Genomic DNA, 26,425 nt, shown 5'->3' with positions numbered 1-26,425 from the left:
CTTGCCCGGCCTACAAGTATTGTGCCGTTGTAGGCCCGGTAAGCGCTAGCGCCACCGGGCATTCACTCAGGCCAGCGCCTTCGTAATCTTCTCGAACAGATCGCCCGACAGATTTTCCAGCCCTTTCAACTGCTCCAGCGCGGCGCGCATTTTCGCCTGACGCGACGCATCGTAACGTTTCAGACGAATCAGCGGCTCAATCAGACGCGACGCCACCTGCGGGTTGCGGCTGTTCAGCTCGGTCAGCATTTCCACCATGAACTGATAACCGCTGCCATCTTCCGCATGGAAAGCGGCCGGGTTGCTGCTGGCAAACGCGCCAATCAGGGAACGTACGCGGTTCGGGTTGCTCATGGTGAAGGAGCGGTGTTTGAGCAGACTACGCACGTTGCTCAGTACATCCGCCGCCGGGCTGGTAGATTGCAGGATAAACCACTTATCCATCACCAGACCGTCCTGATGCCACTTGTCATCGTACTCCTGCATCAGCGCATCGCGGCACGGCAGCTCTGCCGCCACGCTCGCCGCCAGAGCCGCTAACGCGTCGGTCATGTTATCGGCTTCGTGATACTGCTTGCTGACCAGCGTGTTCGCCAGCTCGGTTTCACCAAACGCCAGATAGCGCAGGCAAGTATTACGCAGGGAACGCTTGCCGATATCGGCGTGTTCCACGCGGTATTCGTCGAGTTTGTTGGCGTTGTAGATCGCCAGGAACTCGTCGGCCAGTTCGGTCGCCAGCGTACGGGTCAGGGCTTCACGCACGGCGGTAATCGCGATCGGATCGATGATCTCGAACAGCTCGGCGATTTCGTTCGCGGAAGGCAGGGTCAGGATCTCTGCGGCCAGCGCCGGGTCGATTTTCTCATCCAGCAGAATCGCGCGGAACGCATCGGCCACGTGCACTGGCAGCGACAACGGCTGGCCCTGCTGATGACGGTTCACGTTCAGTTTGATATAGGTTGCCAGCAGACTCTGCGCGGCATCCCAGCGGGAGAAATCGTTGCGCGCATGACGCATCAGGAAGGTGAGCTGCTGATCGCTCCACTTATATTCCAGTTTCACCGGTGCGGAGAATTCGCACAGCAGCGCCGGAACCGGCTGGAAGTAGACATTATCAAAGATAAAGGTCTGCTCCGCCTGGGTCACATTCAGCACCTGATGCACCGGATGACCGCCCTTCTGCAGCGGGATCACTTTGCCTTCGTTATCGTACAGCTCGATGCTGAACGGAATGTGCAGCGGGTGCTTCTCTTCCTGTTCAGCTGTCGGCGGCGTGCGCTGGCTGATGGTCAGGGTGTACTGCTCGGTTTCCGGATTGTAGTCGTCTTTCACGGTAACAATCGGCGTCCCAGCCTGGCTGTACCAGCGGCGGAAATGGGAGAGATCGACGTTAGACGCGTCTTCCATCGCCTGCACGAAATCGTCGCAGGTGGCGGCGCTGCCGTCGTGACGCTCGAAATAGAGCTGCATCCCTTTCTGGAAGTTCTCTTCGCCGAGCAGAGTGTGGATCATGCGGATGATTTCAGAACCTTTCTCGTACACCGTCAGGGTGTAGAAGTTGTTCATCTCAATCACTTTGTCCGGACGAATTGGGTGCGCCATTGGGCTTGCGTCTTCGGCGAACTGCAGACCGCGCATGGTGCGCACGTTGCTGATGCGGTTTACGGCGCGGGAACCCAGATCGGAGCTGAACTCCTGATCGCGGAACACGGTCAGACCTTCTTTCAGGCTCAACTGGAACCAGTCGCGGCAGGTCACGCGGTTGCCGGTCCAGTTGTGGAAATATTCGTGGCCGATGACGCGTTCGATATCGAGGTAATCTTTATCGGTGGCAGTGTCGGTTCGCGCCAGCACGTATTTGGAGTTAAAGACGTTCAGGCCTTTGTTCTCCATCGCGCCCATATTAAAGAAGTCGACGGCGACGATCATATAGATGTCGAGGTCGTACTCGAGGCCGAAACGCTCTTCATCCCACTTCATAGAGTTGATGAGCGACGTCATTGCCCACGGCGCGCGATCGAGGTTGCCGCGATCGACAAACAGCTCCAGCGCCACGTCGCGGCCGGAGCGGGTTTTGAAGGTATCGCGCAGCACGTCGAAATCACCCGCTACCAGCGCAAACAGGTAGCAGGGTTTTGGGAACGGATCCTGCCACTGTGTCCAGTGACGGCCATTTTCCAGCTCGCCCTGCCCCACACGGTTACCGTTGGAGAGCAGGTACGGATAAAGTTTTTTATCGGCAATGATTTTGGTGGTGAAACGCGCCAGAACGTCCGGGCGGTCCAGATACCAGGTGATATGGCGGAAACCTTCAGCTTCGCACTGGGTGCAAAGCGCCACGCCTGACTGATACAGGCCTTCCAGCGCGGTGTTGGACGCCGGGCTGATTTCGGTCACGATGCGCAGGGAGAAACGCTCTGGCAGATTGTTAATGACCAGTTGGCTCTCTTCTTCTTTATAGTCTGTCCACGCTTCGTCGTTGACGTGGATCGAGACCAGCGTCAGGTCTTCACCGTCGAGACGCAGCGGTACAGCCGTCGCACTTTGGCGTGTGACCTGGCTTATGGCCGTGACAACGGTTTTGGTGGCATCCAGGTCAAAAGTCAGATCGATATCGCTAATCAGGTATTCCGGCGCACGGTAGTCGTGGCGGTATTTGGCTTGTGGCTGTTGTGTCATAGAAAACCTTATGCATCGTTTGTCGAATAACGAATCCAGTCTATTCCTGTTGTGTAAAACGCGCTATGCAGAATGTTCATCTTTTCAGGGCGAAAACCCAATTTTGCTACATTCGTATAACACGGGGCACGAAATGCTCTCGACCATAACGGCAGCTTATGTTGTGATCGGGGTTCAATAAATCGCTAAACAAGGTATACTCCAGCGGTTTCAATAGTTGTTTATTGTACTAAACGCTCCCGTGAGAGGATGCTACTGCGCACCTATGACTCAATTCGCTTCCCCTGTTCTGCATACACTGCTGGATACCGACGCGTATAAACTGCATATGCAGCAAGCCGTTTTTCACCATTACTATGATGTAGAAGTAGCGGCTGAATTCCGCTGCCGTGGTGATGACTTGCTCGGTATTTACGCTGATACGATCCGTGAACAGGTCGATGCCATGCAGCATCTGACTCTGCAGGACGACGAATACCAGTGGCTCTCTGGCCTCCCCTTCTTTAAAGCCGACTATTTAGACTGGCTGCGCGATTTCCGCTACAACCCCGAACAGGTCACTGTCACCAATAATAATGGTCGACTGCACATTCGTCTGGCCGGGCCGTGGCGGGAAGTGATCATGTGGGAAGTCCCGCTGCTGGCGGTGATCAGCGAGATTGTGCACCGCTACCGTTCGCCGGAAGTGGGCGTTGAGCAGGCGCTGGAAACACTCGAAAGCAAACTGGTTGATTTCAATCGAATGACGGAATCGGTGGATATGTCCCGTTTCCGTCTGATGGATTTCGGCACCCGCCGTCGTTTCTCTCGCGAAGTGCAGCAGGCGATTGTCGAACGTTTGCAGCAGGAGCAGTGGTTTGTCGGCACCAGTAACTACGATTTAGCGCGTCGCCGCAACCTGACGCCGATGGGCACTCAGGCCCACGAATGGTTCCAGGCACATCAGCAGATCAGCCCCGATCTCGCCACCAGCCAGCGCGCCGCGCTCGCCGCCTGGCTTGAAGAATATCCGGACCAGCTGGGAATTGCCCTCACGGACTGTATTACGATGGACGCGTTCCTGCGCGACTTCGGGCCGGAATTTGCCAACCGCTATCAGGGCCTACGCCATGACTCCGGGGATCCGGTGGAATGGGGTGAAAAAGCGATCGCCCATTATCAGAAGCTGGGTATCGATCCGCTCACCAAAGTGCTGGTCTTCTCGGATAACCTCGATCTGCCGAAAGCGATCGATCTCTACCGCCAGTTCTCCTCCCGCGTTAACCTGAGCTTTGGGATCGGTACACGACTGACCTGCGATATCCCTCAGGTGAAACCGCTGAATATCGTGATCAAACTGGTGGAATGTAACGGCAAGCCGGTCGCCAAGCTCTCTGACAGCCCGGGTAAAACCATCTGTCATGACAAAGCCTTCGTGCGCGCCTTGCGAAAAGCCTTCGATCTGCCCCAGATTAAGAAAGCCAGCTAATCCTCTTGTGGGGGCTTACCGGCCCCCTGCCTAAATTTTTACTAATTTCTCTCTTTTCGCTGCGAAATCTGCTTGTCTGACGGCGGATGCCAGGTAACATAGATATCCCCCCTATAAGGGCGGACAAATATCTATTTTTTCCGACTATTAACAGAGAGAATATTATGAGCGTTGTGCCTGTAGCCGACGTACTCCAGGGCCGCGTCGCCGTTGACCAAGAAGTCACCGTGCGCGGATGGGTGCGTACTCGCCGAGATTCTAAAGCTGGCATCTCCTTCCTCGCCGTCTATGACGGTTCCTGCTTTGATCCTGTACAGGCCGTAATTAATAATTCTCTGCCCAATTACAATGACGAAGTGCTGCGCCTGACCACCGGCTGTTCCGTGATCGTGACCGGGACTGTCGTCGCCTCTCCTGGCCAGGGCCAGAGCTTCGAACTGCAGGCAACGTCTGTCGAAGTGACCGGCTGGGTTGAAGATCCAGACACCTACCCGATGGCGGCAAAACGTCACAGCATCGAATACCTACGCGAAGTGGCTCACTTGCGCCCGCGTACCAACATGATTGGTGCCGTAGCGCGTGTTCGTCACACACTGGCGCAAGCGCTGCATCGTTTCTTCGACGAGCAGGGTTACTTCTGGGTGTCTACCCCGCTGATTACCGCATCCGATACCGAAGGCGCGGGCGAGATGTTCCGCGTTTCGACGCTGGATCTGGAAAACCTGCCGCGTACGCCAGAAGGTAAAGTCGATTTCGACCAGGACTTCTTCGGTAAAGAAGCGTTCCTGACCGTATCCGGCCAGCTGAACGGCGAAACTTACGCCTGTGCGTTGTCCAAAATCTACACCTTCGGCCCAACCTTCCGTGCTGAAAACTCCAATACCAGCCGCCACCTGGCGGAATTCTGGATGCTGGAGCCGGAAGTGGCGTTTGCCGATCTGAATGACGTGGCCGGTCTGGCTGAAGCGATGTTGAAGTATGTCTTCAAAGCGGTTCTGGAAGAGCGCGCTGACGACATGAAATTCTTCGCAGAGCGCGTCGACAGCGATGCGGTTGCCCGTCTGGAGCGTTTCGTCTCTGCAGACTTTGCCCAGGTGGATTACACCGACGCGGTGGCGATTCTGGAGAAATGCGGCGAGAAATTCGAGAACCCGGTTTACTGGGGCGTGGATCTGTCTTCCGAACACGAACGTTACCTGGCTGAGAAATACTTCAAAGCGCCGGTGGTTGTGAAAAACTATCCGAAAGACATTAAGGCCTTCTACATGCGCCTTAACGAAGACGGTAAAACCGTTGCCGCGATGGACGTGCTGGCCCCAGGCATCGGTGAGATCATCGGTGGCTCCCAGCGTGAAGAGCGTCTGGACGTGCTCGATGCGCGTATGGAAGAAATGGGTCTGAATCCAGCCGATTACAGCTGGTATCGTGACCTGCGCCGTTACGGCACCGTGCCACACTCTGGTTTTGGTCTGGGCTTCGAGCGTTTGATTGCCTATGTCACCGGTGTGCAGAACGTGCGTGATGTGATTCCGTTCCCACGTACCCCACGCAACGCCAGTTTCTAAACGCAACTATTAATAACGGCCAGCAACTGCTGGCCGTTATTTTATTCTGCACTGTCAATTTATGTCAGCCGAAAGTCAGTAACTTCCAATTGCAACCCCGCCAAATATTCCACCTGTTACGTTTTATTTCCACGAAACATCTACGAACAAAAAATAAACCGCATTCTTATTGCGCCTAATGCCATTGAAATGCTTTAGCACAAAAAACGCTCACTTACACAGCCACCTGGATGGCTAATGTAAACAATAAGAAAAAGTGAGTTGTTTAACTTCTGTTGACACGAAACGCCTTTATCAAAATTAAATATAAGCAATTCATATATATAGGAATGGGTTAGTGTTTTTATTCAGCAATCAGTTCTGAAATTTGAGGTGCTTCACAAAGTTCCCAATAATTCACATTTAGTTACACATTATTTCTTTTTGTTACTCAATCTTTATCTTTGTAGCACTTTCAGGCTAGCGAAACGGCTATATGAATGGAAAGATGCCTGTCAGATACATAAAGACACCTAACTCTCATCAATAGTTCCGGAAATATTTATTGACAGAATTTATTGACGGCAGTGGCGAGTGTCATAAAAAAACCAATGAGGGTAATAAATAATGATGAAGCGCAATATCCTGGCAGTGGTTATCCCTGCCCTGCTGGTAGCCGGTGCAGCAAACGCTGCAGAAATCTATAACAAAAACGGCAACAAACTGGACTTCTACGGTAAAGTTGTTGGTGAGCATGGCTTCACCACTTCCGGCGAACACAAAAACTCTGATTCCTCTTACGGCCAGATCGGCTTCAAAGGCGAAACTCAGGTTAACGATCAGGTGACTGGTTACGGTCAGTGGGAATACCGTGCTAAGGCTGGTAAAGCTGAAGGTGATCAGGACAACGTAACTCGTCTGGCATTCGCAGGTATCAAAGTTTCTGACGCTGGCTCCCTGGACTACGGCCGTAACTACGGTATCGTTTACGACGTAGAATCCTACACCGATATGGCGCCATCTTTCTCCGGTGAAACCTGGGGTGGTGCATACACTGATAACTACATGACCAGCCGTTCTACTGGCCTGTTGACCTACCGTAACAGCAACTTCTTCGGTCTGGTTGATGGTCTGAACTTTGGCGTTCAGTATCAGGGTAAAAACGACCGTACGAACCTGAAACAAGCTAACGGAGACGGCGTTGGTCTGTCCCTGGGTTACGAATTCGGTGAAGGTTTCGGTCTGATCGGTGCATACAGCACTGCAAACCGTACTCTGGAGCAGAAACAAGACGGTAAAGGCGATAAGGCTGAATCCTGGGCTGTTGGCGCGAAATACGACGCGAACAACATCTACCTGGCAACCGTGTATGCTGAAACCCGTAACATGAGCATCCTGGGCAACAGCGGCGACACTAACACACCTGACGCAGACGGCAACGTGTACAACGTAGCTAACAAAACTCAGAACTTCGAAGTGATTGCACAGTACCAGTTCGACTTCGGTCTGCGTCCATCCGTTTCTTACGTTCAGTCTAAAGGCAAAGACCTGAACGGTATCGGCGACCGTGACCTGGCGAAATACATCACCACTGGCGCAACTTACTACTTCAACAAGAACTTCAACGTCTACGGCGACTACCGCTTTAACCTGCTGGATGACGAAGATGCATCTACCAGCTGGGTTGGTTCAGACAACCAGGCAACTGTTGGTGTAACTTACCAGTTCTAATAAGCAGCCCTCTCTGCTAAATGCCTAGAAAACAGGACTTCGGTCCTGTTTTTTTATGGCTGAAAGAAAAAAATGGCGTCTTTTGAAAAGGCGCACGCTTTTTGTCGCAAACGGTTGGCATTTTGTAAATCTACCGTTAACCTGATAGCGGATTTCACTTCTGTAATCACAATGGAACCTCGTCATGTTTGAGAACATTACCGCCGCCCCTGCCGACCCTATTCTGGGCCTGGCCGATCTGTTTCGTGCCGATGATCGCCCTGGAAAAATCAACCTGGGTATTGGTGTCTATAAAGATGAAACCGGCAAGACTCCGGTCCTGACCAGCGTTAAAAAAGCTGAGCAGTATCTGCTGGAAAACGAAAACACCAAAAACTACCTCGGTATCGACGGTATCCCGGAATTTGGTCGTTGCACTCAGGAACTGCTGTTTGGCAAAGGCAGCACGATTATCAGCGATAAGCGTGCCCGCACAGCCCAGACGCCTGGCGGTACCGGCGCATTACGCGTCGCGGCGGATTTCCTCGCGAAGAACACCTCTGTGAAGCGTGTTTGGGTGAGCAACCCGAGCTGGCCGAACCATAAGAGCGTGTTTAACTCCGCGGGTCTGGAAGTGCGCGAATATGCTTATTATGACGCGGCGAACCACACGCTGGACTTCGACGGATTGCTGTCCAGCCTGAACGAAGCCCAGGCCGGTGACGTAGTGCTGTTCCACGGCTGCTGCCACAATCCAACCGGTATTGATCCGACGCTGGAGCAGTGGGAACAGCTGGCAAAACTGTCCGTAGAAAAAGGCTGGCTGCCGCTGTTCGACTTCGCCTATCAGGGCTTTGCTCGCGGTCTGGAAGAAGATGCTGAAGGCCTGCGCGCCTTTGCGGCTGTTCATCAGGAACTGATCGTCGCGAGTTCTTATTCCAAGAACTTTGGCCTGTACAATGAGCGCGTGGGTGCCTGTACGCTGGTGGCTGCCGATGAGCAAACCGTTGATCGCGCGTTCAGCCAGATGAAGTCGGTCATTCGTGCCAACTACTCCAACCCACCGGCACACGGTGCCTCTGTGGTCGCGACCATCCTCAGCAATGACGCCCTGCGCGCCATCTGGGAGCAAGAGCTGAACGACATGCGTCAGCGTATCCAGCGCATGCGCCTGCTGTTCGTGAACACGCTGGCGGAGAAAGGCGCGGATCGCGACTTCAGCTTCATCATCAAACAGAACGGGATGTTCTCGTTCAGCGGCCTGACTAAAGAGCAGGTTCTGCGTCTGCGCGAAGAGTTTGGTGTGTATGCTGTGGCTTCAGGGCGTGTGAACGTGGCGGGTATGACGCCGGACAACATGGCGCCGCTGTGCGAAGCGATTGTGGCTGTGCTGTAAAAAAGTCTGTCGGGTGGCGCTTACGCTTACCCGACCTACAAAAAAGCCTGCATTATGCAGGCTTTTTTAATGGGATTTACCAGACAGGCATTTCATCCTGTAGGAACGGGTTATGTACCCGCTCATATCCTAACGTCGACATCGGGCCGTGCCCTGGAATAAACGTCACATCATCGCCTAACGGCAGTAACTTCTGTTTAATCGACTGGATCAACTGACCGTGGTCGCCGCGAGGGAAGTCGCTGCGTCCTACGCCGCCTTTGAAAATCACATCGCCCGAAACGAGCAACCGTGACTGGTCGTCAAAGAAGACGATATGCCCCGGCGTGTGGCCCGGGCAGTGCAATACCTGAAGCGTCACGTTTCCGACGCTAACGCTCTCGCCTTCGTTCAGCCAACGATCGGGCGTCAGAGGCTGACACTCATCGAGGCCAAACATCCGGCTTTGGGCAGGTAAACCCTGCAGCCAGAACTCATCTTCTTTTTCCGGTCCAATCACGGGCACACCGTAATGTTGTGCCAGCTCCGCCGCAGCCCCCACATGGTCAAGATGGCCATGGGTCAGCAAAATCTGCATCAGCGTCACGCCGGACGCTTCGACTTCCTGCTTGATCTTCTCAGCATCTCCGCCGGGATCGACAAGCGCGGCCAGTTTGGTTTGTTCACACCAGATTAATGAACAGTTCTGGGAGAACGCAGTCACCGGAATAATACGATAGTTCATACTGCTCCTTCATTATTACCAGTGCCGTGCTGGCCCGGTATCAATATGCACAAAGTTGCTACGTGGGTAATATCCTACACCACCTGCGCGCATAGATAACGCAGCTTTGCGAATATTGGCTAATGAAACGCCTTCGATGTGAAAATCCATCGCCTGTCCTTTGGTGTGATAGCTTTTTTTGGCTACCCCACGGCTATGGGCGCGCAGTTCGTTATTGGTATCAATAGAGCGATAACCGGAAACGAGTTGCACCGGCTTGCGGGTTCCGAGCAGGCCCTGGAGGCGGAAAAGCTGATCAAACAATCCTGGGTCGATGGCTTTGATTTTATTCGCGCGGTAATCACGGAAAAAATGGTTGAGTCTTGCTAATTCATCCTGAATATAGCCTCTGCCATCGAAAAACTCCGCTTTCAACGTCTCACCGGTGTGAAGATTGTTGAGCGTTAAAATACGCGGACGTGGTGTCGAGAGGGTGGCAAATGCTGGCGTCGGTAAGATGGCCGCTGCGCCCAGCGCAACACCACCTAGCGCCAGCAGCTTGCGGCGATTAGCGTCAAATTTGTCCATGATAATCAGGTCTACAGGTCAATGTTATCGTAAATATGCTTAGCGCACGAAGGGCACCATAACTGCCAGAACTGTTGGCGTCAAGGTGCCCAACCCCAGTAAAGACGGGGCTTACAGCGATATTGCCCCTTCTCTACCATAACTTACGACAATCAATTTTCCCGAACTACTTCATTTACCTGATTAATTGTTCAGCTTTTGGCAAAATTTGTGCGCCGGATCGCGCGGTGAGATCATAATTGTAAATATCTGTACGATATTGGGTCCGCCCATCGGCGCCGACAAACGCCGTCAGGTAGTAAAGATTGACCGGAATATTTTGCCGAATATTCACGTAGCGCGTGTTCCCTTCTTTCAGCGCATCGGAAATCCGCGTGTCGTTCCAGCCCGCATCCCCCAGCAGCATATTAGCCAGTTCAGACGCTTTATTGACACGAACGCAGCCGGAACTCAGGGCGCGCGTATCTTTCTGGAACAGGTTATGGTTCGGCGTATCGTGCAGATAGATCGCATCCGAACTTGGCATATTGAACTTGTACCGGCCCAGCGAGTTACGCTCGCCCGGCGCCTGCTGGAAGCGGAATGGCAGGTTCGATGCCGTAATCGTTGACCAGTCGACCTGATACGGATCAATCGGCTGGTTGCTGTTCCAGCCGCGCATCATCGTGTAGCCGTGACGTTCGAGATAACCCGGGTCATTCCACACTTTCGGCAGGATGTCTTTTCGCGCGAGAGTCGGCGGCACGTTCCACGGCGGGTTGACCACCACGTTGTTCAGCGCGCTGCTCATCATCGGCGTTTTGCGATCCGGACGGCCCACAATCACGCGGGAGGCCAGCACTTCGCTGCCGTTCTGGTAATAGACCAGCGAGTAGGCCGGGATGTTAACCATAATACCGGTGGATAAGGTGCCCGGAAGCAAACGTAAGCGCTGAATATTCAACGCCAGCACGCCTGCGCGCTGAGCCGGAGAGACATTCAGCCAGTCGCGCGTAGACTGCCCAATCACTCCGTCGGCACCCAGTCCCTGCGCAGCCTGAAACGCCTTCACGGCGGCAACCAGTTCACGGTCGTAGGCCGCAGGTTTATCGGCTGGCACAGCAGATTTTTTCTTCACAACAGGCGCAGATGGACTGACCACCACGCTCTGGGGATCATCGCCCGGCAGCGCAATTTTCGCCCCTGCATCAGACTCACCGGTACGACGCAGGATTTCGCGCAGCGCCGGAACATCGCTACTCCACTGGCCAGGGCGCAGTGAGGCAGTGCTTTTGAGCTGAGGCCACGGACGAGTATCGGCCACCAGCTGCAATAACGACTGGTGCATCGTGGCATATTGCGGATGCGCCGGAGCCAGGCTCGCGATAAAGCGCGGCAGCGTCCCTTTGTCCAGCGCCACCTGCCACTGGTTAATCACCGAAAGCGCAGGTGTCGCCAGTTTGTAAGGCTTTTCACTGTACAGCCAGCGGTTGCCGTTGACCGGAATTCCCGCCACGAACTGCAAATAGCCCATCATCGCGTCGGACAGGACAACATCACGCGCCATGCCCGTCACGGTCGGGTCGGTCAGAAGCTCCACCCAGGCGGTGAACTGCGGCTGAAAACCGGCGATGGCCACTTCCGCCAGCTGTTGCTGGAAGGCACGGACGGCATCGCGGTCTTCCCACATCGGCTTCATGTCGCGCGCGGCATAGATTAAGGTGAGCTGATTAAGATAAGCGGGCGTATATCCCGCAGGCAGTCCGGTTTGCAGCTGCTGGCGCAGCGCTTGTGTGTCCACATCGGCCGGCAGCTGTTTGATGCCCGCCATAATGGCGGTCGCACTGGATTGCTCCAGCGGCTGTAGCAGCGAAGTCGGCTGTGCGCCCATCGTTGCAGAACTGTCGACGGGAACCACTTCAGGCTCATCGGCCCTGGCATTAAACAGTGGAGCGAATATTAACGTCAGGCACACACTGAGTGCGGACAGCTGACGACCATGAATTTTCTTTAGCAACATCCCTTGCCCCCTGTTTGCTTTACGACCTGCCCACAACACCGGGGCTTTTCTTCATTATAGAAAGGCACAGACGCTACTGCCTTACCTTATGTAAAGAAGTTTAAAGATAACGCAGCGTGAAGCGCAAGTTAAGCAAATAAAAAGGGCAGCACCCTTGTGCCGCCCTTTTCATCAAAAACGCGTTACGACGCGTCTGCCGTACCCGGTAACGACTCCGGCGGCTGCGGTGCAAAACCGCGCAGGCCCACGACGTGTACGTGCTCGGTATTATTGAACACCTTACGCACCAGTTTGTAGGTCGTGCCTTTTTCCGGACTGATGTTTTCAGGTGCTGCGATAATCAGCTGCATATCCAGACGGTCACACAGTTCAAACAGCGTGGCGATGGAACGGGCATCGAGTCGGGCAGCCTCATCGAGGAACAGCAGACGGCACGGCGAGATATCCTTGCCGCGCAGGCGTCGCGCTTCATCTTCCCAGCTCTGCACGACCATCACCAGAATCGACATCCCGGTACCGATCGCCTCCCCGGTAGAGAGCGCGCCAGACTCTGCGCGCAGCCAGCCGTCGGAACCACGGTTAACCTCAACTTCCATTTCCAGATAGTTACGGTAATCCAGCAGCTCTTCACCGATGGTTTGCGGCGTGCGCTGGCCCATATCGATCTGCGGATTAAGACGCTGATAGAGCTTCGCCAGCGCTTCCGAGAAGGTCAGGCGGTTGCTGTTAAACAGATCCTGATGCTGCTCGTGCTGCTCCGAGAGCACATCCAGCAGAGTGGCATGCGCTTCACGAACGTTGACGTTCAGACGCACGCTGTTCACCTGGCCGAACGACACGCTCTGCAGGCCCTGGTTGAGCATACGAATACGGTTCTGCTCGCGCTGGATGGTTTTGCGAATAATGTTCGCCACGCTGCGGGAGCTGATCGCCAGCTTCTGCTCGCGAGAGGTCAGCTCTTCCGTCAGACGGCCCAGCTCGATTTCCATCTGTTCGATGGCTTCGACCGGATCGTCCGTACGAATGATATCCTGACGAATACGTTCACGCAGGTGCTGATAAACCGCCACGAAGAACTGAATTTTACGCTCAGGACGTTTCGGATCTTCAGACATACGCAGCACATCGCGCAGATGTTCGTTGTCTGCCACTGCCGGGCGCAGCGCACCCAGCGCCTTATCCGACATCGAACGCAGCTCATCACCCGAGAGATAAGCCAGCTCGCGACGGTGTAGTCGACGTTCAACGCCGCTGTCTTTTACCAGACGCATGACCGCACACCAGCCCGCTTTGGCGGTCACGACTTGCTCGCGCATTTCGTGATAATCGCGTTCCAGCTTGCGCAGGCGACGGGTCAGGTTATCCATCTCCGCTTCGCACAGGGTCAGGGCTTTTTCCAGCTGATGACGACGGGTACGGTTGTTACTCAGCTGGCTGTGCAGTTCGTCGCGACGAATGCGCGCGCGCTCTTCCGCCCCGCTGTCCGCGCGAACGCCGATATCCTGCAGCTCTTTATGCAGGTCGGTGAGCAGCTCTTTCTTGGTATCGAAGGAGCTTTTCAGCGACGCCAGAACCTGATTGTACTGGCCGAGCTGCGCGGCGTGGCTGCGCAGGGCATCGCGGCTGCGGCTGCGCTCCGCTTCCGCTTGCTCCAGACGCTGGCGCAGTTTTTCGTTCAAATCGCTGTTGCCGCTCAGCATTTCTGCCGAGTCGCTGTAACCGAAGTGCGCACGACGCTGCACCACTTCGGTCAGGGCAAACGCCTGCTGGCGCGCATCACGCTGCATCTGCTGGGAGTAGGCGTAATCTTCTTTCAGCTGTTCGTACTGTTCCGGGTCGCTTTGCAGAACCGACAGCACCGGCTCCAGCTTCGCGAGCTGGTTGCCGTGCTGCTGCACAAAGCGCGCGGCTTCCTGGGCTTCATCCAGACGTTCCTGAATTTCATCCACGCGATCGGCCAGGGTTTCGTCACCCAGCAGATTCAGACGCGGCAGGATACGGTTCAGGGCAGCGACGCCCTCTTTCGCCTGTTCAAACTGTACGCGGCTCTGCTGATTATCATTTTCATGATTGCTCAGGGCACGTTCCAGTTCGCCACGGCGGGTGTTGAGTTTACGGATTTCAGCTTCAGGATCGGCCTCAAAGGCCACGGCCACGTGACTGCCGATAAAGCGGCTGAATGCCTGGTGTAAACGCTGGGTTTTCTGCACGTCAAACGACAGCGTCGCGAAGCGTTCAGACAGGGTTTGACGTTCCGCGTGCAGGCTTTCGATACGGTTTTCACGCGCGGCGCGGCCAAAGATCGGCAGCGTCGGGAAGCGAGAATAACGCCACTGGCGGTCGGCGACTTTCACCACCACCGCTTTTTCCAGCTCATCGACGTTGAACACGCTGTCATCGAAGGACTGCGGATCTCCTTCGATCAGATAGAGATCTTCCGGACACTCTTCCAGCCCTTCCAGCTGATCGGCAATCAGCGACAAATCCGGAACGACGATCGCATGACGGGACGGGCCATACAGCGCGGAGTAATACGGCGCATCTTCAAGGCTGACGTCGTCGTAGATTTCGGACAGCAGCACGCCGCCAAAACGTTCTGCCAGCGCATTCAGACGGGCATCTTCCGCGCCGCCTGGCTGACTTAAGCGTTCAATTTCTTCATCGACAGCGTTTTTACGCGCGCCGACTTCATCACGCTCAACAATGGCTTCACGCTCGCGCTCCAGCAACTGTTGCAGATATTCGGTCACTTCAGAGCTGGATTCGAACTCTTCGCCGCACTGCTCGCTCAGCTGATTCAGGCTGCTCTGCGCGGCCAGCCAGACAGGAGCACGTTGCAGCAGAGTCTGAGTACGCGACTGAAGCTGTTCCAGCTCCTGGCGCAGCACCATGCGCTGCTCGCTGGCGCTGGAGACGCTGTCGGACAGAGACGCGATGCGCGCTTCCAGCTCCTGATGCAAAGTTTCCAGGTCGTCGATATCGACATGCTTACCCTGACGCTTGCAGAATTCAGCCAGCAGGCGTTCGGCCTCCTGCTGTTCACGCAGACGCTGTTCCAGCTCGTTCAGACGCATGCGCAGCGGCTGCACCTGCTCCGCCAGATGGCGCTGGTTGACACCGTCGCGCAGCAATTCACGCGCCACTCCCCAGGCATCACTACGCGCCAGCGGGCCGTTGATCGCCGCGACCAGCTGGTACGCCTGCTCAAACTGACTGTGCGCCGCTTGCGCCACGCTCATTTTCTGATCGAGGGAGAGTAATTTCTCCGTCGCTTCCTGTTCTTTTGCCTGGAAGGTTTCCAGCCACTCGTCGGCACTGTCCGGCGTTAAATCCGGAAGATGGCACAGCTCTTTCGCGCGTTGCAGCGCCTGTAACGCCTGAGTGTACTGAATGGCGCGGGTCTGCTGAACATCGAGCGCCTGCTGGTAGTCGGCCAGCTGATTTTTCAGCTCATCCACTTCCAGCTCAGCGGCTTCAGCGCGCGCCTCTTTCTCTTCCTGCATGTCGGCGGCTTCGGCCACCACTTCATTTTGTTCTTCGAGGCGGATCTGCAGCTCATCGAGATCGGCTTCGTAGCGCTCGATTTTCTCCTGCTGACGCAGGGCCGTTTGCACCAGATTCAGGTGATCGCTGGCGGCCTGATAATCGGCTTCGAGATCCCCTTCCGCGCCGTTGTGTTCGCCCAGCTCGCGGGCCATCTCAACGTGTTTATACTGCTCGGCCACCAGCTGTTTACGCGAGGTGAACAGCTCGCGGCGATACTCCAGCGCTTTATCCAGATGAATGCGACGCTCGTTGGCGTGGCGCATATAGTCCGCCGCCACGTAGTTAGTCGCTTCGCTGATCAGATGTTTGAACAGGTCGCGGTCAGACTGAGTGACGCGAATCGCTTCGAGCGTCATGCGGTTTTCGCGCAGCGCCGCTTCCATGTCCTGGAAGGCTTTACGCACGCCGCTGTTTTCTGGCAACAGGTAGTCGCGCAGGGAGCGGGTAATGGCGCTGGAGATCCCGCCGTACAGGGAGGCTTCAATCAGGCGATAGTATTTGCTACGGTCCGATGCGGTGCGCAGACGACGCGCGACAACGCCCAGATCGAACATCAGCGAGTGGTAATCGGTAATCGAGTTGAACTGCTTGAACTGGACGCCTTCGATTGCTTCGAGTTTGTCCTTCAGTTCGTTGAGCGGCAACACGCGCGCCTGACGATCGTTCAGGGTTTCCGTCAGCAAAGAGGTCGGTTGAACCGAGGTCGGCAGCCCCTGAATGGCGAAGGGTTTGATGTCGACTTTACGGTCGCGACCCGCAATTTGCTGCAGACGCACACCGACCACCACGCGCTGATGGCGGGAGTTAATGACATCCAGCACCGAATAACAGACGCCCGCTTTCAGCTTACCGTGCAGACCTTTATCGCGGGAACCGCTTGTCGCGCCCGCTTCGGTGGTGTTTCGGAAGTGCAGCAGCGTCAGATCGGGGATCAACGCCGTGACGAAGGCCGCCATGGTGGTGGACTTACCCGCCCCGTTACCGCCGGAGAGCGTCGTGACCAGCTCATCCAGATCGAAGGTTCGGGCGAAGAAACCGTTCCAGTTAACCAGCGTTAGCGAACGAAATTTACCGCGTTCAATCATTATTCTTCCTCCCCGCTATCCGGCTGACTCTCTTCAATCTCATCATTGAGCTGTAAATTGTTTTCTAATGGCATGGCTTCACCGTCGCGGATCATGCGCAGCTGCGCTTCACGCGGGTCGTCGCCAGTGCGCACGTCAGCGCCAAAGCGGAACACGGATTCGGTAATGCGGAATTTGCTGCTGTCGTGGCCCATAAACCAGACCATCCCCAGACGGCGCAGACGGTTCAGGGAAGAGCGCACCTTTTCCTGTAACTTCTGACGGTCAAGGTCAGAGCCGGTAGAGCGGTTGTTGACCAGCTTGAGCAGTTTGCTCTCGTCCGCCAGGCTCAGCAGCTCTTCATACAGCTCCTGCTGGGTGAAGATCCCTTCGTTCGCCAGACGTTCCGGGCTCAGGTAGAGATAGCACAGGATCTTGCCGACCATCATGTCCAGCTCGGACAGCACCGAGCGCGGGATAAGCGTCGTAGAACGCGGGCGGAGGTAGAAAAAACCTTCCGGCGCGCGGATCAGCTCGACGTTATAGCGGGCGTAAAACTCTTCCAGATACTCCTGGAAGTCCATCAGAAATGCGTGATTATCCAGCTCGTCAAGACCAATGTGACGACCGGCACGCAGCTGGCTGTCCAGCGCCGGAAATAACGGATTTGCCAGCGCCTGGGCCAGTTTTACTGGCATCACTTGTTCAATATTTGTCAATGACATGCGCCTGTACCTTGGCTCCGTAATCGTTAATCGGCTGCCACTTCGGTGGCAGTCCGGTGAAATCTGCTTGCGCGACGCCCAGGCGCACGGCCTGGTCGACGACAATGCGGGCGATATCAAAATGGCGCGCACGCGGGTATTGCACCAGATAGTCGCGCACCACGAGACCAAGATCCAGCGGCACTTGTCTGGTTTTATAGACGGCGAGCTGTTCTTCGATCATTGCCGCAAGTTGCTCGCGAATTTCGTTGAATTCTTCAAACTCCAGATCCGGAGGCAGTTCACCGGTAACCTCTTCGTCGCGCAGCGCCATCTCTTCGTCGCGCATATCCAGCAGACGATCGGCGTTGGCGTGGGTCAGCGCCCACGGCGCATCGAAATAACTCTGTACCGACTGGCGCAGACGCTGGGCGAACACGCGGTTCTTATCCATGTCGATGGCTGTTCGGATAAATTTATGCACGTGACGGTCATAGCCGATCCAGAGATCGATCGACTGTTGACCCCAGCTGATAATGCGGTCGAGCTTGCTTTGCAGATCAAACACCAGACGGTCGACAAAATGCAGATCGTCATGGGCCAGCGTCGCATCCTGGATGCGCAGCAAGTTCGCCTGGAGTTTATCCCCCGCCGCTTCCAGCGTGTCCTGCAGCTCGCGCAAAGTACCAGAGGTTTCTGACAATAGAAGTTCACAGCTGGAGATCGCCGCGCGCCAGTCTTTATTCAGCAGCTGCGCGATATCGTCTTTCACCTGCTGCTGCTGTTCGTCCATCAGACGCTGGGTCAGATCGATGCTGTCGAAAATCTCGGCCACCGAGTATTTCAGCGGGGCGTAGACGTTGCGATGCCAGTGGAATTCATCCCCATTTTCGTCCGCCGCATCGGCCGCGCGTTTCAGTTCGCCCGCCACAATCGACAGCTGCATTGAGAGACGCAGCGTGGAGAATTCGCGCTGGCGAATGTAGTAATCCGTGATGCCGATGCCCAGAGGCGTCAGACGATAGATGGCGTTTCCTTCCGCCTGCTCGCTGGTAAAGCGGTTCAGCAGACGTTGACGCACCATCTCGTTGATCGCGTTGTTGGCACGCACGTTAATGGTTTCGCTGGTTTGCTCAAACGCATCACTGACATGGCGGAACGCGTCCACCAGTTCACCCTCGCTCATTTCTCCATCCAGACGTTCGCCGTTCAGCGTAGCAACCGCCAGCAGGAATGAGAGTCTGTCGACCGGCAGCGAGATGGAGAAATCGTTTTTCCTGGCCCAGGCAACCAGTTCGGGGACTGTCTGGGAAAATTCACTCATAAATTATCCTTGCTTCTGCGGCTTGCGCGCGATGACGTGAATGTATCGCCCAAGACTGATAAAGGGTTCCTGACGGCAATACCGCGTTTCTATTTCTGTTAACGCGTCAAGACAGTCATGCTGTTTTTGTTTATCGCGCAGATAATCATGAAACACCCTGACGCCCGTTTTCCCGGTGATCTCCCAGCCCATCTCTTCCAGCCAGCCGTAGACCTGCTGCGGATCGCGGGGGAAATCCGGCGAAAGCGTGCGCCGTTTCTTTTTATACATGCCCTGCTGTACATAGCCGAAATTGCCCACCAGGACGTTACGCATCAGCAGGCCGTTAGCATTGTAGAACATCAGCGACAATGCGCCGCCGGGCGTCAGCACAGACCACAGGATTTTTAGCATCTCCTGCGGCTCGGCGACCCACTCCAGCACAGCATGAAACAATATCAGATCAACCTGAGTTTCCAAATGCTGCGCAATGTCCTGAGCGGCGCAATGTATAAAATGCATGTTGTCGCTCACACCTTTCTCTTCTGCCGCGCGTTTTGCACGTTCGACCATTTCAGAAGAGAGATCGCAAAGCGTGACGTGATGGCCGCGCTGCGCCATTAAAATGGCGGTCTGACCTTCACCGCCGCCCGCGTCCAGAACCCGCAACTTTCGGTCACCAAAGGTGGCCAGTACGGTGTCGAGATCCTGCCACAGGATCGTCTGACGCAACTGCCCCTTGGTGGTGCCGTAAATGTTCCGCGAAAACTTTTCCGCGATGTCATCAAAATTGCGATCCCGCATTGGGAGAGTTCCATCCGCTAACAGCAAAACCGCTATTTTGTCACACCCGCGCGGAGAATGAACCTCTCTGGTGTAATATCGCGTGTAATCACCTGCTGTATGGTTAAAAAAGGAACCAAAAAGGATGCTTTTTACCCTAAAGAAATACATTGGAGGGATGATGCTTCCCCTCCCTCTCCTGCTGATGTTCATTGCGCTCGGGCTGCTGTTAGTCTGGTTCACCCGTTTTCAACGAAGCGGTAAAATCGTCATTACGACGGGTTGGCTGGCGTTGCTGCTGTTAAGTCTGCAACCGGTGGCGGATGGGCTATTGCGCCCTATCGAAGATAAGTACCCGACGTGGCAGGGAAATCAGAAAGTGGAGTACATCGTGGTGCTGGGTGGCGGGTACACCTGGGACGAGAAATGGGCGCCCAGTTCGAACCTGATCAATAACAGCTTGCCGCGGCTCAACGAAGGGATTCGCCTGTGGCTGGCCAATCCGGGATCGAAAATGATCTTCACGGGTGCCGCCGCTCAAACCAACCCGATCAGTACCGCAGAAGCCGGGGCGCGCGTGGCGGAATCCCTTGGCGTGCCGCGCTCGGCGATTATTACCCTCGACAGCCCGAAAGATACGGAAGAAGAAGCCGCCGCCGTGAAACAGGCGATCGGTGATGCGCCTTTCCTGCTGGTAACCTCCGCCTCGCATCTGCCGCGGGCGATGATTTTCTTTGAACATGCCGGATTGCACCCGCTCCCGGCCCCGGCGAATCAGCTGGCGATCGACGCCCCGCTCAACCCGTGGGAGCGCATCATTCCGTCTCCGACCTGGCTGATGCACAGCGATCGCGTCGGGTATGAATCCCTCGGGCGACTCTGGCAGTGGCTGAAAGGCTCGTCAGGCGAGCCAGGGCAGGAGTGATTTCGTCGCCATATCAAAGTTCGCGCGGTTAAAACGCCCGGTATTCACCAGCTGCGCGACTTCATCCCACAAGAGATACAGCCAGCGACGCCAGAGGAAGGATTCCGATACTGGCGCTCGCTGCAGATAGTGCCACATCAAACTCTCAGCCAGCGCGCTTTCGCCTAAGCGGAAGAGTTCATATTCGCGCGGTGCCCACAGCATAATGCCCGGCCCGACCATCGCCAGAAGCTGATCGCTACGGGCATCTTTTAGCATGCTGCGCAGGGTAAAATTGCCGTGAACTAACACACAGTTGTCGTTAAAACCCTCGAACATCGTCGGCAGGCATTCGCGGGTGCGGAATAAAATACGCTTATCCTGCATGCTCAGCCCGGTATTGTTGAACTGATTGAGGGTTCCCCAGAGCACTTCCACCCGCTGGCGATACCAGAGCGGCCAGAGGTTTTCCTGGGTGCTGTCTACCGGGCCTACCAGCCCACGGCTGTCCTGGCGATGCCATGACAACAACCCTTCGACGATCTGATCTTTGAGCTGTTCCCAGCGATCCGGCGTTCTGGCGGGAGCTTCGACCGGGACACCGCGCAGCCGCTCAATCAGCAGCACATCCGGGCCGGGATGCTCTTCGTGGGTCATGACGCCGTACACCGTCGGCATCCGCACTGTCCCGCTACGCGCCAGCATCGACATTTTCCACGCCAGCTGCCTGGCGACGCCCGGGGAGGTAAAGCTTCTCGCCATTAACGGCATGGGATTGCCGTTACTGTCATACAGCGACCACAGGGAAGTGTCCGCCTTCTCGCTCACGCACTCCACCCGACTGAGTTTTTCGCCCAGCAGGTGGCTCAGCTCAGCACGCAATTGTTCCATATGAGATTACCCCCATCAAAACTACTGCTTTCATAATGAGCGCGTAGCCGACGGATGTCACCCTCATGAGATCAATTTGAAGCCAGAAAAATGAGATAAAACGTGGCGGTAAAACATCCCCCCGAACGAGGGGATGATGGAGATTATTTCAGTTCTGCGCGCACGCGTTCGAGATCTTCCGGGGTATCCACTCCGGTTCCCGGTACTTCCTCGGCCACAGCCACATGGATCTTTTCGCCATACCACAGCACACGCAGCTGCTCGAGCATTTCGATCTGCTCCAGCGGGCTTGGTGCCCAGGTCACGTAGCGGCGGATAAAGCCAGCGCGGTAGCCGTAAATGCCCAAATGGCGCAGGAACGTATCGCCGATGGCCTCTTTAGACTGGGCAAAACGGTCGCGATCCCAGGGGATGGTCGCACGGGAGAAATAGAGCGCGTAACCTTCCGCGTCCATCACCACTTTTACGGCGTTCGGATTAAACGCCTCTTCCGCGTGATGAATCGGCACCGCCAGCGTTGCCATTCCCACTTTGCGCTGCGCGAGGTTTTCCGCAACCTGACGGATAATGACCGCCGGGATCATCGGCTCATCGCCCTGCACGTTAACGATCACCGTGTCATCGCTAAAACCGCATTTCTCAACCACTTCCGCCAGACGTTCAGTACCGGACTGGTGATCCGCGCGGGTCATGCACACTTCGCCGCCCGCCGCTTCCACCGCACGCGCCACGTCTTCATGATCGGTGGCGACGATGACGCGCTCGGCACCGGATTCGCGCGCCCGGTCGAGCACGTGAACAATCATCGGTTTACCGTTGATATCGACCAGAGGTTTGCCCGGTAAACGGGTTGAGGCGAAACGTGCCGGGATGATGACAACAAAACTCATGGTCTGCTCTCTTCTGCCGCCAGCGTACGGGCTTCGGTTTCCAGCAGGACGGGGATGCCGTCACGAAACGGGAATGCCAGGTTGTCGATTTTGCAAATCAGCTCTTGCTTATCCTGGCTGTAATACAGTTTGCCGTTGCACACCGGGCAGGCAATGATTTCAAGTAAACGGTGATCCATAGTTCCTCCGTATAGGTTATCGCTAAAGCTTACCACATTCCTTTTTCAGGCTATGTCTATTTCCCAGCCACTCCGACAGCCCGCAAACAACCCGTCCGGCAGTCGTGCCAGGGTGATCTGACGAGCCTGCTGCCAGAGGGCAAAATCGTTGAGCGCGGAAGTGAGACCTTTCTCCAGCGTTGCGCTGACCTTCACACCCTCTTCCAGATAAAGCGAAATGATTTCGAGAACGCCGGTTTTGCGATGCATTTTCGCGTCCATTCGCCCGACCAGACGGCCTTTATGCAGCAGAGGCAGGACAAAATAGCCAAACTGACGCTTTGGCGCGGGGGTGTAGCATTCCAGACGATAGGTGAAATCAAACAGCTGCTCGGCGCGTTTGCGGTCCCAGACGACGGGATCGAAGGGAGATAAGACCGCGCTGTGTGACGCGGTCAGCTTATCGTCCTCAGCCTGAGGTAACAGCGGGAAGAGATCCGCATGGAGCCACATTTCGCCAAGCCGCTCGACTTCCACGCGCAACACGCGCTGATTGTTCAGCCAGCTTTCGAGCAGCGGTTTCAGCGCAGGCTGACGCAGACGATAGTAATCCGCCAGCCACTGGCCGCGGAAAATTCCCAGGCTGCGGGCGCTGTTTTCCAGCATCATATTTTCAGCCGTGGCCTGATCGAGCAGATCGCGCTCGTCGTCCCAGTGCGGCATCACCCGGTGAGTCAGATCGTAGACGCGCTGGAAATTGCGCCGCTCCACCACCATCACTTTCCCGGAGGTGAACAGCCCTTCCAGATGACGCTTATGCGGTTTCCACTCCCACCAACCGCTGGTGCCTTTGCGCGGATGTTCAAAATCGGCGGAGCGCACCGGGCCGTTGTCTTGAATATGGGCGATCAGCTGGTCAATCTCATCGGCATTTTCCTGCATCCACTCTTGCCGGTACTTCCAGCCCATTTTCTCAGGCGCAAGCATGCGATGGCGCACCAGACTGAAATCGCTGCGCGGCAGGAAACAGGCTTCGTGCGCCCAGTATTCCATGAGTTCGCCCTGACTCAGGGCGTCATCCAGCCACTGCGCGGGATAATTCCCGAGACGACTGAACAGCACCAGATAGGGGCTGCGGGCGACGATATTAATGGTGTCGATTTGCAGCAGCGACATGCGCTGGATGGCAAAGAGAATATCGGCGGGCTGTGGGCGACGGCGGGGCTTTTTCAACAGCCCCTGTGCGGCGAGGTGTAAATGGCGTGCGGCACTTAGCGAAAGTTGCGGTAGAGACATGCGTTTTCCTGTCAGTCTTCGCGCTACCAGAACCGCATTCGACTTAGCGCACCAGCGCCATCAGTTCCTGGAGCAAGTGTTCGGGTTTGTCGCCGCTCAGCTCTGCGTTAACGGGCAGATACCACCAGTTGGCTTTGGCAAAGGCCCGGCATTTGACCGCATCTTTTTCGGTCATGATCAAATTCTGGTGAGGAGCGGCCAGAGGCTCAACGCTCTCCAGACTCAGCGCCTGGTGGTCGGCGAGCGGGATTCGGTTTTCAAGCGTTGCGCCATTGCTTTCTAAAGTGGCAAAAAAGCGCGGAGGATGACCAATACCGGCCATGGCAACCAGAGAAGGCAGTTGCGTGATTTCTCGATGTTCGCCCGTGAGTAAATTCACCGCCAGACCTGGCTTTAAGGTCATCGGGATTTCGCCGGACCGCGCTTCGCCGCCATTCACGATCACCGCATCGACGGAACCCAGACGGGAGGCACGCTCGCGCATCGGCCCGGCAGGTAACCACCAGCCGTTGCCGAAACGGCGCACGCCATCAATCACCACGATCTCTTTGTCACGCGCCAGGGCGTAATGCTGTAAGCCGTCGTCGGTGATAATGATTTGTAGAGGATGTTCTGCCAGCAGCGCCTGAACAGCTTCGCTGCGGTTGGGAGAAACGGCGACCGGTGCGCCGGTGCGCTGGAAGATGAGTACGGGTTCATCCCCGGCTTGCGCTGTAGTGGTGGCAGATGTCAGCAGCAGTGGATAGCGCTCGGCTTTTCCGCCGTAACCGCGCGACACCACGCCGACACGAACGCCCCTTTTTTTCAGCTGTTCTACCAGCCAGATCACCACGGGGGTTTTCCCGTTGCCTCCGGCGGTGAGGTTTCCGACGACTACAACGGGTACCGGCGCTCGCCAGGATTTTTTAAGCCCCAGGCGATAGCTCAAACGAATGATGCCGCTCACCAGGCCATACAGCCAGGAGAGCGGCAACAGCAGCAGCCAGAGAGGAGATTCCCCGGACCAGATGCGTGCAATCATGCGCCAAACTGCATTTTATGAAGCTGAGCGTAAACGCCACGGTGCTCGATAAGATCCGCATGGCTTCCACGTTCAACAATGATGCCGTCTTCCACAACCACGATTTCGTCCGCCTGCTCGATAGTCGACAGACGGTGCGCAATCACCAGTGAGGTACGGTTTTTCTGCAGTTCGTCCAGCGCCGACTGAATCGCGCGTTCTGACTCAGTATCCAGCGCCGAAGTGGCTTCATCCAGAATCAGAATCGGGCTGTCGCGCAGCAGCGCACGGGCAATAGCGATACGCTGGCGCTGACCGCCGGAAAGCAGCACGCCGTTCTCGCCAATGACCGTATCCAGACCGTTGTCCATCTTATTGATAAAGTCCATCGCATAGGCCATACGCGCCGCATTCTCGATCGCTTCGCGGCTGTACTCTTCCGTACGGGCGTAAGCGATGTTGTTGGCAACCGTATCGTTGAACAGGTGAACGTTTTGAGACACCAGCGCCACCTGATTACGCAGCGACTGCAGGGTGTATTCCCGCAGATCGTGGCCGTCGAGCAGGATTTCGCCTTCGTCGATGTCGTAAAAACGGGTCATCAGGCTGGCGATAGTCGATTTACCGGAACCCGAACGGCCCACCAGCGCCACGGTTTTACCGGCCGGAATGTTCAGGCTGATATTGCGCAGGGCGGGTGTTTCACGACCAGGATAGGTGAAGGTGACGTTACGGAATTCAACGTCGCCGTTGGCGCGTTCAATCACGCGTTTGCCTTCGTCTTTTTCCTGCTCCGTATCCAGAATGCTGAACAGCGTCTGACAGGCCGCCATACCGCGCTGGAACTGGGCGTTGACGTTGGTCAGGGATTTCAGCGGGCGCATCAGCGCAATCATCGAGGAGAAGACCACGGTAATGGTACCGGCGGTTAAGGTCTCCATGACGCTCGGGAAGCTCGCAGCATAGAGAACAAATGCCAGCGCCAGAGAGGCAATCAGTTGAATGATTGGGTCAGAGATGGACGAGGCCGAAACCATTTTCATCCCCTGCAGACGCATTTTATTGCTGACTTTATCGAAGCGTTTTGTTTCGACGTCCTGGCCGCCAAAGATCAACACTTCTTTATGGCCTTTCAGCATTTGCTCGGCACTGGTGGTCACCTGCCCCATCGTGTTCTGCATGTTTTTGCTGATGTTACGGAAACGCTTAGAGACCACGCGGATAGCGATCGACACAATCGGTGCCAGCACAATCAGAATGATCGACAGCTGCCAGCTGTAATAGAACATCATGATGAACAGGCCGATGATCGACGCACCTTCACGCACCACGGTAATCAGGGCGCTGGAAGAGGACGACGCGACTTGCTCAGAATCATAGGTGATGCGCGACAGCAAGGTCCCGGTGGACTGCTTGTCAAAGAAGGAGACCGGCATGCCCATCATATGGCTGAACAGGCGGCGACGCATGGTCATCACCACTTTTCCCGATACCCAGGAAATGCAGTAGCTGGAGATATAGCTGGTGATGCCACGTAAGATCATCAGTCCGATAACCACCAGAGGCATCCATAGCAACACTGAGCGATCCGTTTTACCAAAACCGTCATCCAGTAACGGTTTGAGGAGCGACAGCATAAAGGTATCGCTTGCTGCGTTGAGGATTAACGCGACACCCGCCACGATCAGACCTGTTTTGAAGGGTGCAATCATCGGCCAGAGTCGGCGGAAGGTCTGCCACGTGGAGAGATCTTTGTCGTTATGCATTCATAAAACCAGCATTTGTTGAAATAGCCGCAT

The 26,425-nt window shown here is 55.7% G+C and carries 19 protein-coding genes; 5 read left to right on the top strand and 14 right to left on the bottom strand.

Annotated features, from left to right (window positions below; all coding sequences use genetic code 11):
• Positions 1-66: 66 nt before the first annotated feature.
• Complete coding sequence (pepN, locus tag U9O48_RS08185) at positions 67-2,679, bottom strand: aminopeptidase N (protein ID WP_324724042.1); 2,613 nt, start codon at positions 2,677-2,679, stop codon at positions 67-69.
• A gap of 265 nt (positions 2,680-2,944) precedes the next feature.
• Between pepN and pncB the strand changes: the two genes are divergently transcribed.
• From pncB to aspC, 4 genes are all read left to right on the top strand, one after another.
• A complete protein-coding gene (pncB, locus tag U9O48_RS08180; protein WP_324724041.1) occupies positions 2,945-4,147 on the top strand; it encodes a nicotinate phosphoribosyltransferase in 1,203 nt (400 codons plus the stop codon).
• A 164-nt stretch (positions 4,148-4,311) separates the two neighbouring features.
• Entirely contained in the window at positions 4,312-5,712 is a 1,401-nt protein-coding gene (asnS, locus tag U9O48_RS08175; RefSeq protein WP_324724040.1) for an asparagine--tRNA ligase, read from the top strand.
• 606 nt (positions 5,713-6,318) lie between these two features.
• Positions 6,319-7,422 carry a porin gene (locus U9O48_RS08170; protein ID WP_285149155.1) on the top strand — a complete coding sequence of 368 codons (1,104 nt, stop codon included), beginning with the start codon at positions 6,319-6,321 and terminating at the stop codon, positions 7,420-7,422.
• 184 nt (positions 7,423-7,606) lie between these two features.
• Positions 7,607-8,797, top strand: a complete 1,191-nt coding sequence (aspC, locus tag U9O48_RS08165) for an aspartate transaminase (RefSeq protein WP_282492389.1) — start codon at positions 7,607-7,609, stop codon at positions 8,795-8,797.
• A gap of 76 nt (positions 8,798-8,873) precedes the next feature.
• Here the strand turns inward: aspC and U9O48_RS08160 are convergent, their stop codons facing one another.
• From U9O48_RS08160 to cmoM, 7 genes are all read right to left on the bottom strand, one after another.
• Complete coding sequence (locus U9O48_RS08160; protein WP_282492388.1) at positions 8,874-9,521, bottom strand: MBL fold metallo-hydrolase; 648 nt, start codon at positions 9,519-9,521, stop codon at positions 8,874-8,876.
• A gap of 15 nt (positions 9,522-9,536) precedes the next feature.
• On the bottom strand, positions 9,537-10,088 hold the full coding sequence (locus U9O48_RS08155) for a YcbK family protein (protein ID WP_282492386.1): 552 nt from the start codon (positions 10,086-10,088) through the stop codon (positions 9,537-9,539).
• A gap of 175 nt (positions 10,089-10,263) precedes the next feature.
• Positions 10,264-12,087, bottom strand: coding sequence for a L,D-transpeptidase (gene ldtD, locus U9O48_RS08150; protein WP_285149154.1), 1,824 nt, complete (start codon positions 12,085-12,087; stop codon positions 10,264-10,266).
• A 182-nt stretch (positions 12,088-12,269) separates the two neighbouring features.
• Positions 12,270-16,718 carry a chromosome partition protein MukB gene (gene mukB / locus U9O48_RS08145; RefSeq protein ID WP_285145420.1) on the bottom strand — a complete coding sequence of 1,483 codons (4,449 nt, stop codon included), beginning with the start codon at positions 16,716-16,718 and terminating at the stop codon, positions 12,270-12,272.
• Positions 16,718-17,422, bottom strand: coding sequence for a chromosome partition protein MukE (gene mukE / locus U9O48_RS08140; RefSeq protein WP_282492383.1), 705 nt, complete (start codon positions 17,420-17,422; stop codon positions 16,718-16,720). Before mukE ends, mukB begins: the two co-directional genes overlap by 1 nt.
• Positions 17,403-18,725 carry a chromosome partition protein MukF gene (gene mukF, locus U9O48_RS08135; RefSeq protein ID WP_282492382.1) on the bottom strand — a complete coding sequence of 441 codons (1,323 nt, stop codon included), beginning with the start codon at positions 18,723-18,725 and terminating at the stop codon, positions 17,403-17,405. Before mukF ends, mukE begins: the two co-directional genes overlap by 20 nt.
• A 3-nt stretch (positions 18,726-18,728) precedes the next feature.
• Complete coding sequence (cmoM, locus tag U9O48_RS08130) at positions 18,729-19,508, bottom strand: tRNA uridine 5-oxyacetic acid(34) methyltransferase CmoM (protein WP_282492381.1); 780 nt, start codon at positions 19,506-19,508, stop codon at positions 18,729-18,731.
• A 124-nt stretch (positions 19,509-19,632) separates the two neighbouring features.
• On the opposite strand from cmoM, the gene elyC reads away from it, so the two are divergent.
• A complete protein-coding gene (gene elyC / locus U9O48_RS08125) occupies positions 19,633-20,412 on the top strand; it encodes an envelope biogenesis factor ElyC (protein ID WP_285145421.1) in 780 nt (259 codons plus the stop codon).
• Here elyC and U9O48_RS08120 read toward each other — a convergent pair.
• The 6 genes from U9O48_RS08120 to msbA form a co-directional block, all read right to left on the bottom strand.
• Complete coding sequence (locus tag U9O48_RS08120) at positions 20,389-21,282, bottom strand: YcbJ family phosphotransferase (protein ID WP_100776991.1); 894 nt, start codon at positions 21,280-21,282, stop codon at positions 20,389-20,391. The two genes, elyC and U9O48_RS08120, sit on opposite strands and share 24 nt — an antisense overlap.
• Positions 21,283-21,425: 143 nt before the next feature.
• Positions 21,426-22,172 (bottom strand): 3-deoxy-manno-octulosonate cytidylyltransferase, encoded by a 747-nt coding sequence (kdsB, locus tag U9O48_RS08115; protein WP_282492379.1) that lies wholly within the window; start codon positions 22,170-22,172, stop codon positions 21,426-21,428.
• A complete protein-coding gene (gene ycaR, locus U9O48_RS08110; RefSeq protein ID WP_282492378.1) occupies positions 22,169-22,351 on the bottom strand; it encodes a protein YcaR in 183 nt (60 codons plus the stop codon). Before ycaR ends, kdsB begins: the two co-directional genes overlap by 4 nt.
• 45 nt (positions 22,352-22,396) lie before the next feature.
• The gene (locus U9O48_RS08105) at positions 22,397-23,626 is read right to left on the bottom strand and encodes a winged helix-turn-helix domain-containing protein (RefSeq protein ID WP_324724037.1); all 1,230 of its coding nucleotides are present in this window, start codon (positions 23,624-23,626) and stop codon (positions 22,397-22,399) included.
• Positions 23,627-23,669: 43 nt separating this feature from the next.
• Entirely contained in the window at positions 23,670-24,647 is a 978-nt protein-coding gene (gene lpxK, locus U9O48_RS08100) for a tetraacyldisaccharide 4'-kinase (protein WP_324724035.1), read from the bottom strand.
• Positions 24,644-26,392, bottom strand: coding sequence for a lipid A ABC transporter ATP-binding protein/permease MsbA (gene msbA / locus U9O48_RS08095; protein WP_282492375.1), 1,749 nt, complete (start codon positions 26,390-26,392; stop codon positions 24,644-24,646). The genes lpxK and msbA overlap by 4 nt, the downstream gene beginning before the upstream one ends.
• Between the last annotated feature and the right edge of the window lie 33 nt (positions 26,393-26,425).

The sequence above is a fragment of the Lelliottia sp. JS-SCA-14 genome (assembly GCF_035593345.1).
GTDB classification, from domain to species: Bacteria; Pseudomonadota; Gammaproteobacteria; order Enterobacterales; family Enterobacteriaceae; genus Enterobacter; species Enterobacter wanjuensis.
The sequence above is the reverse complement of the archived record's forward strand: the minus strand, read 5'-3'. Positions and strand labels throughout refer to the sequence as shown.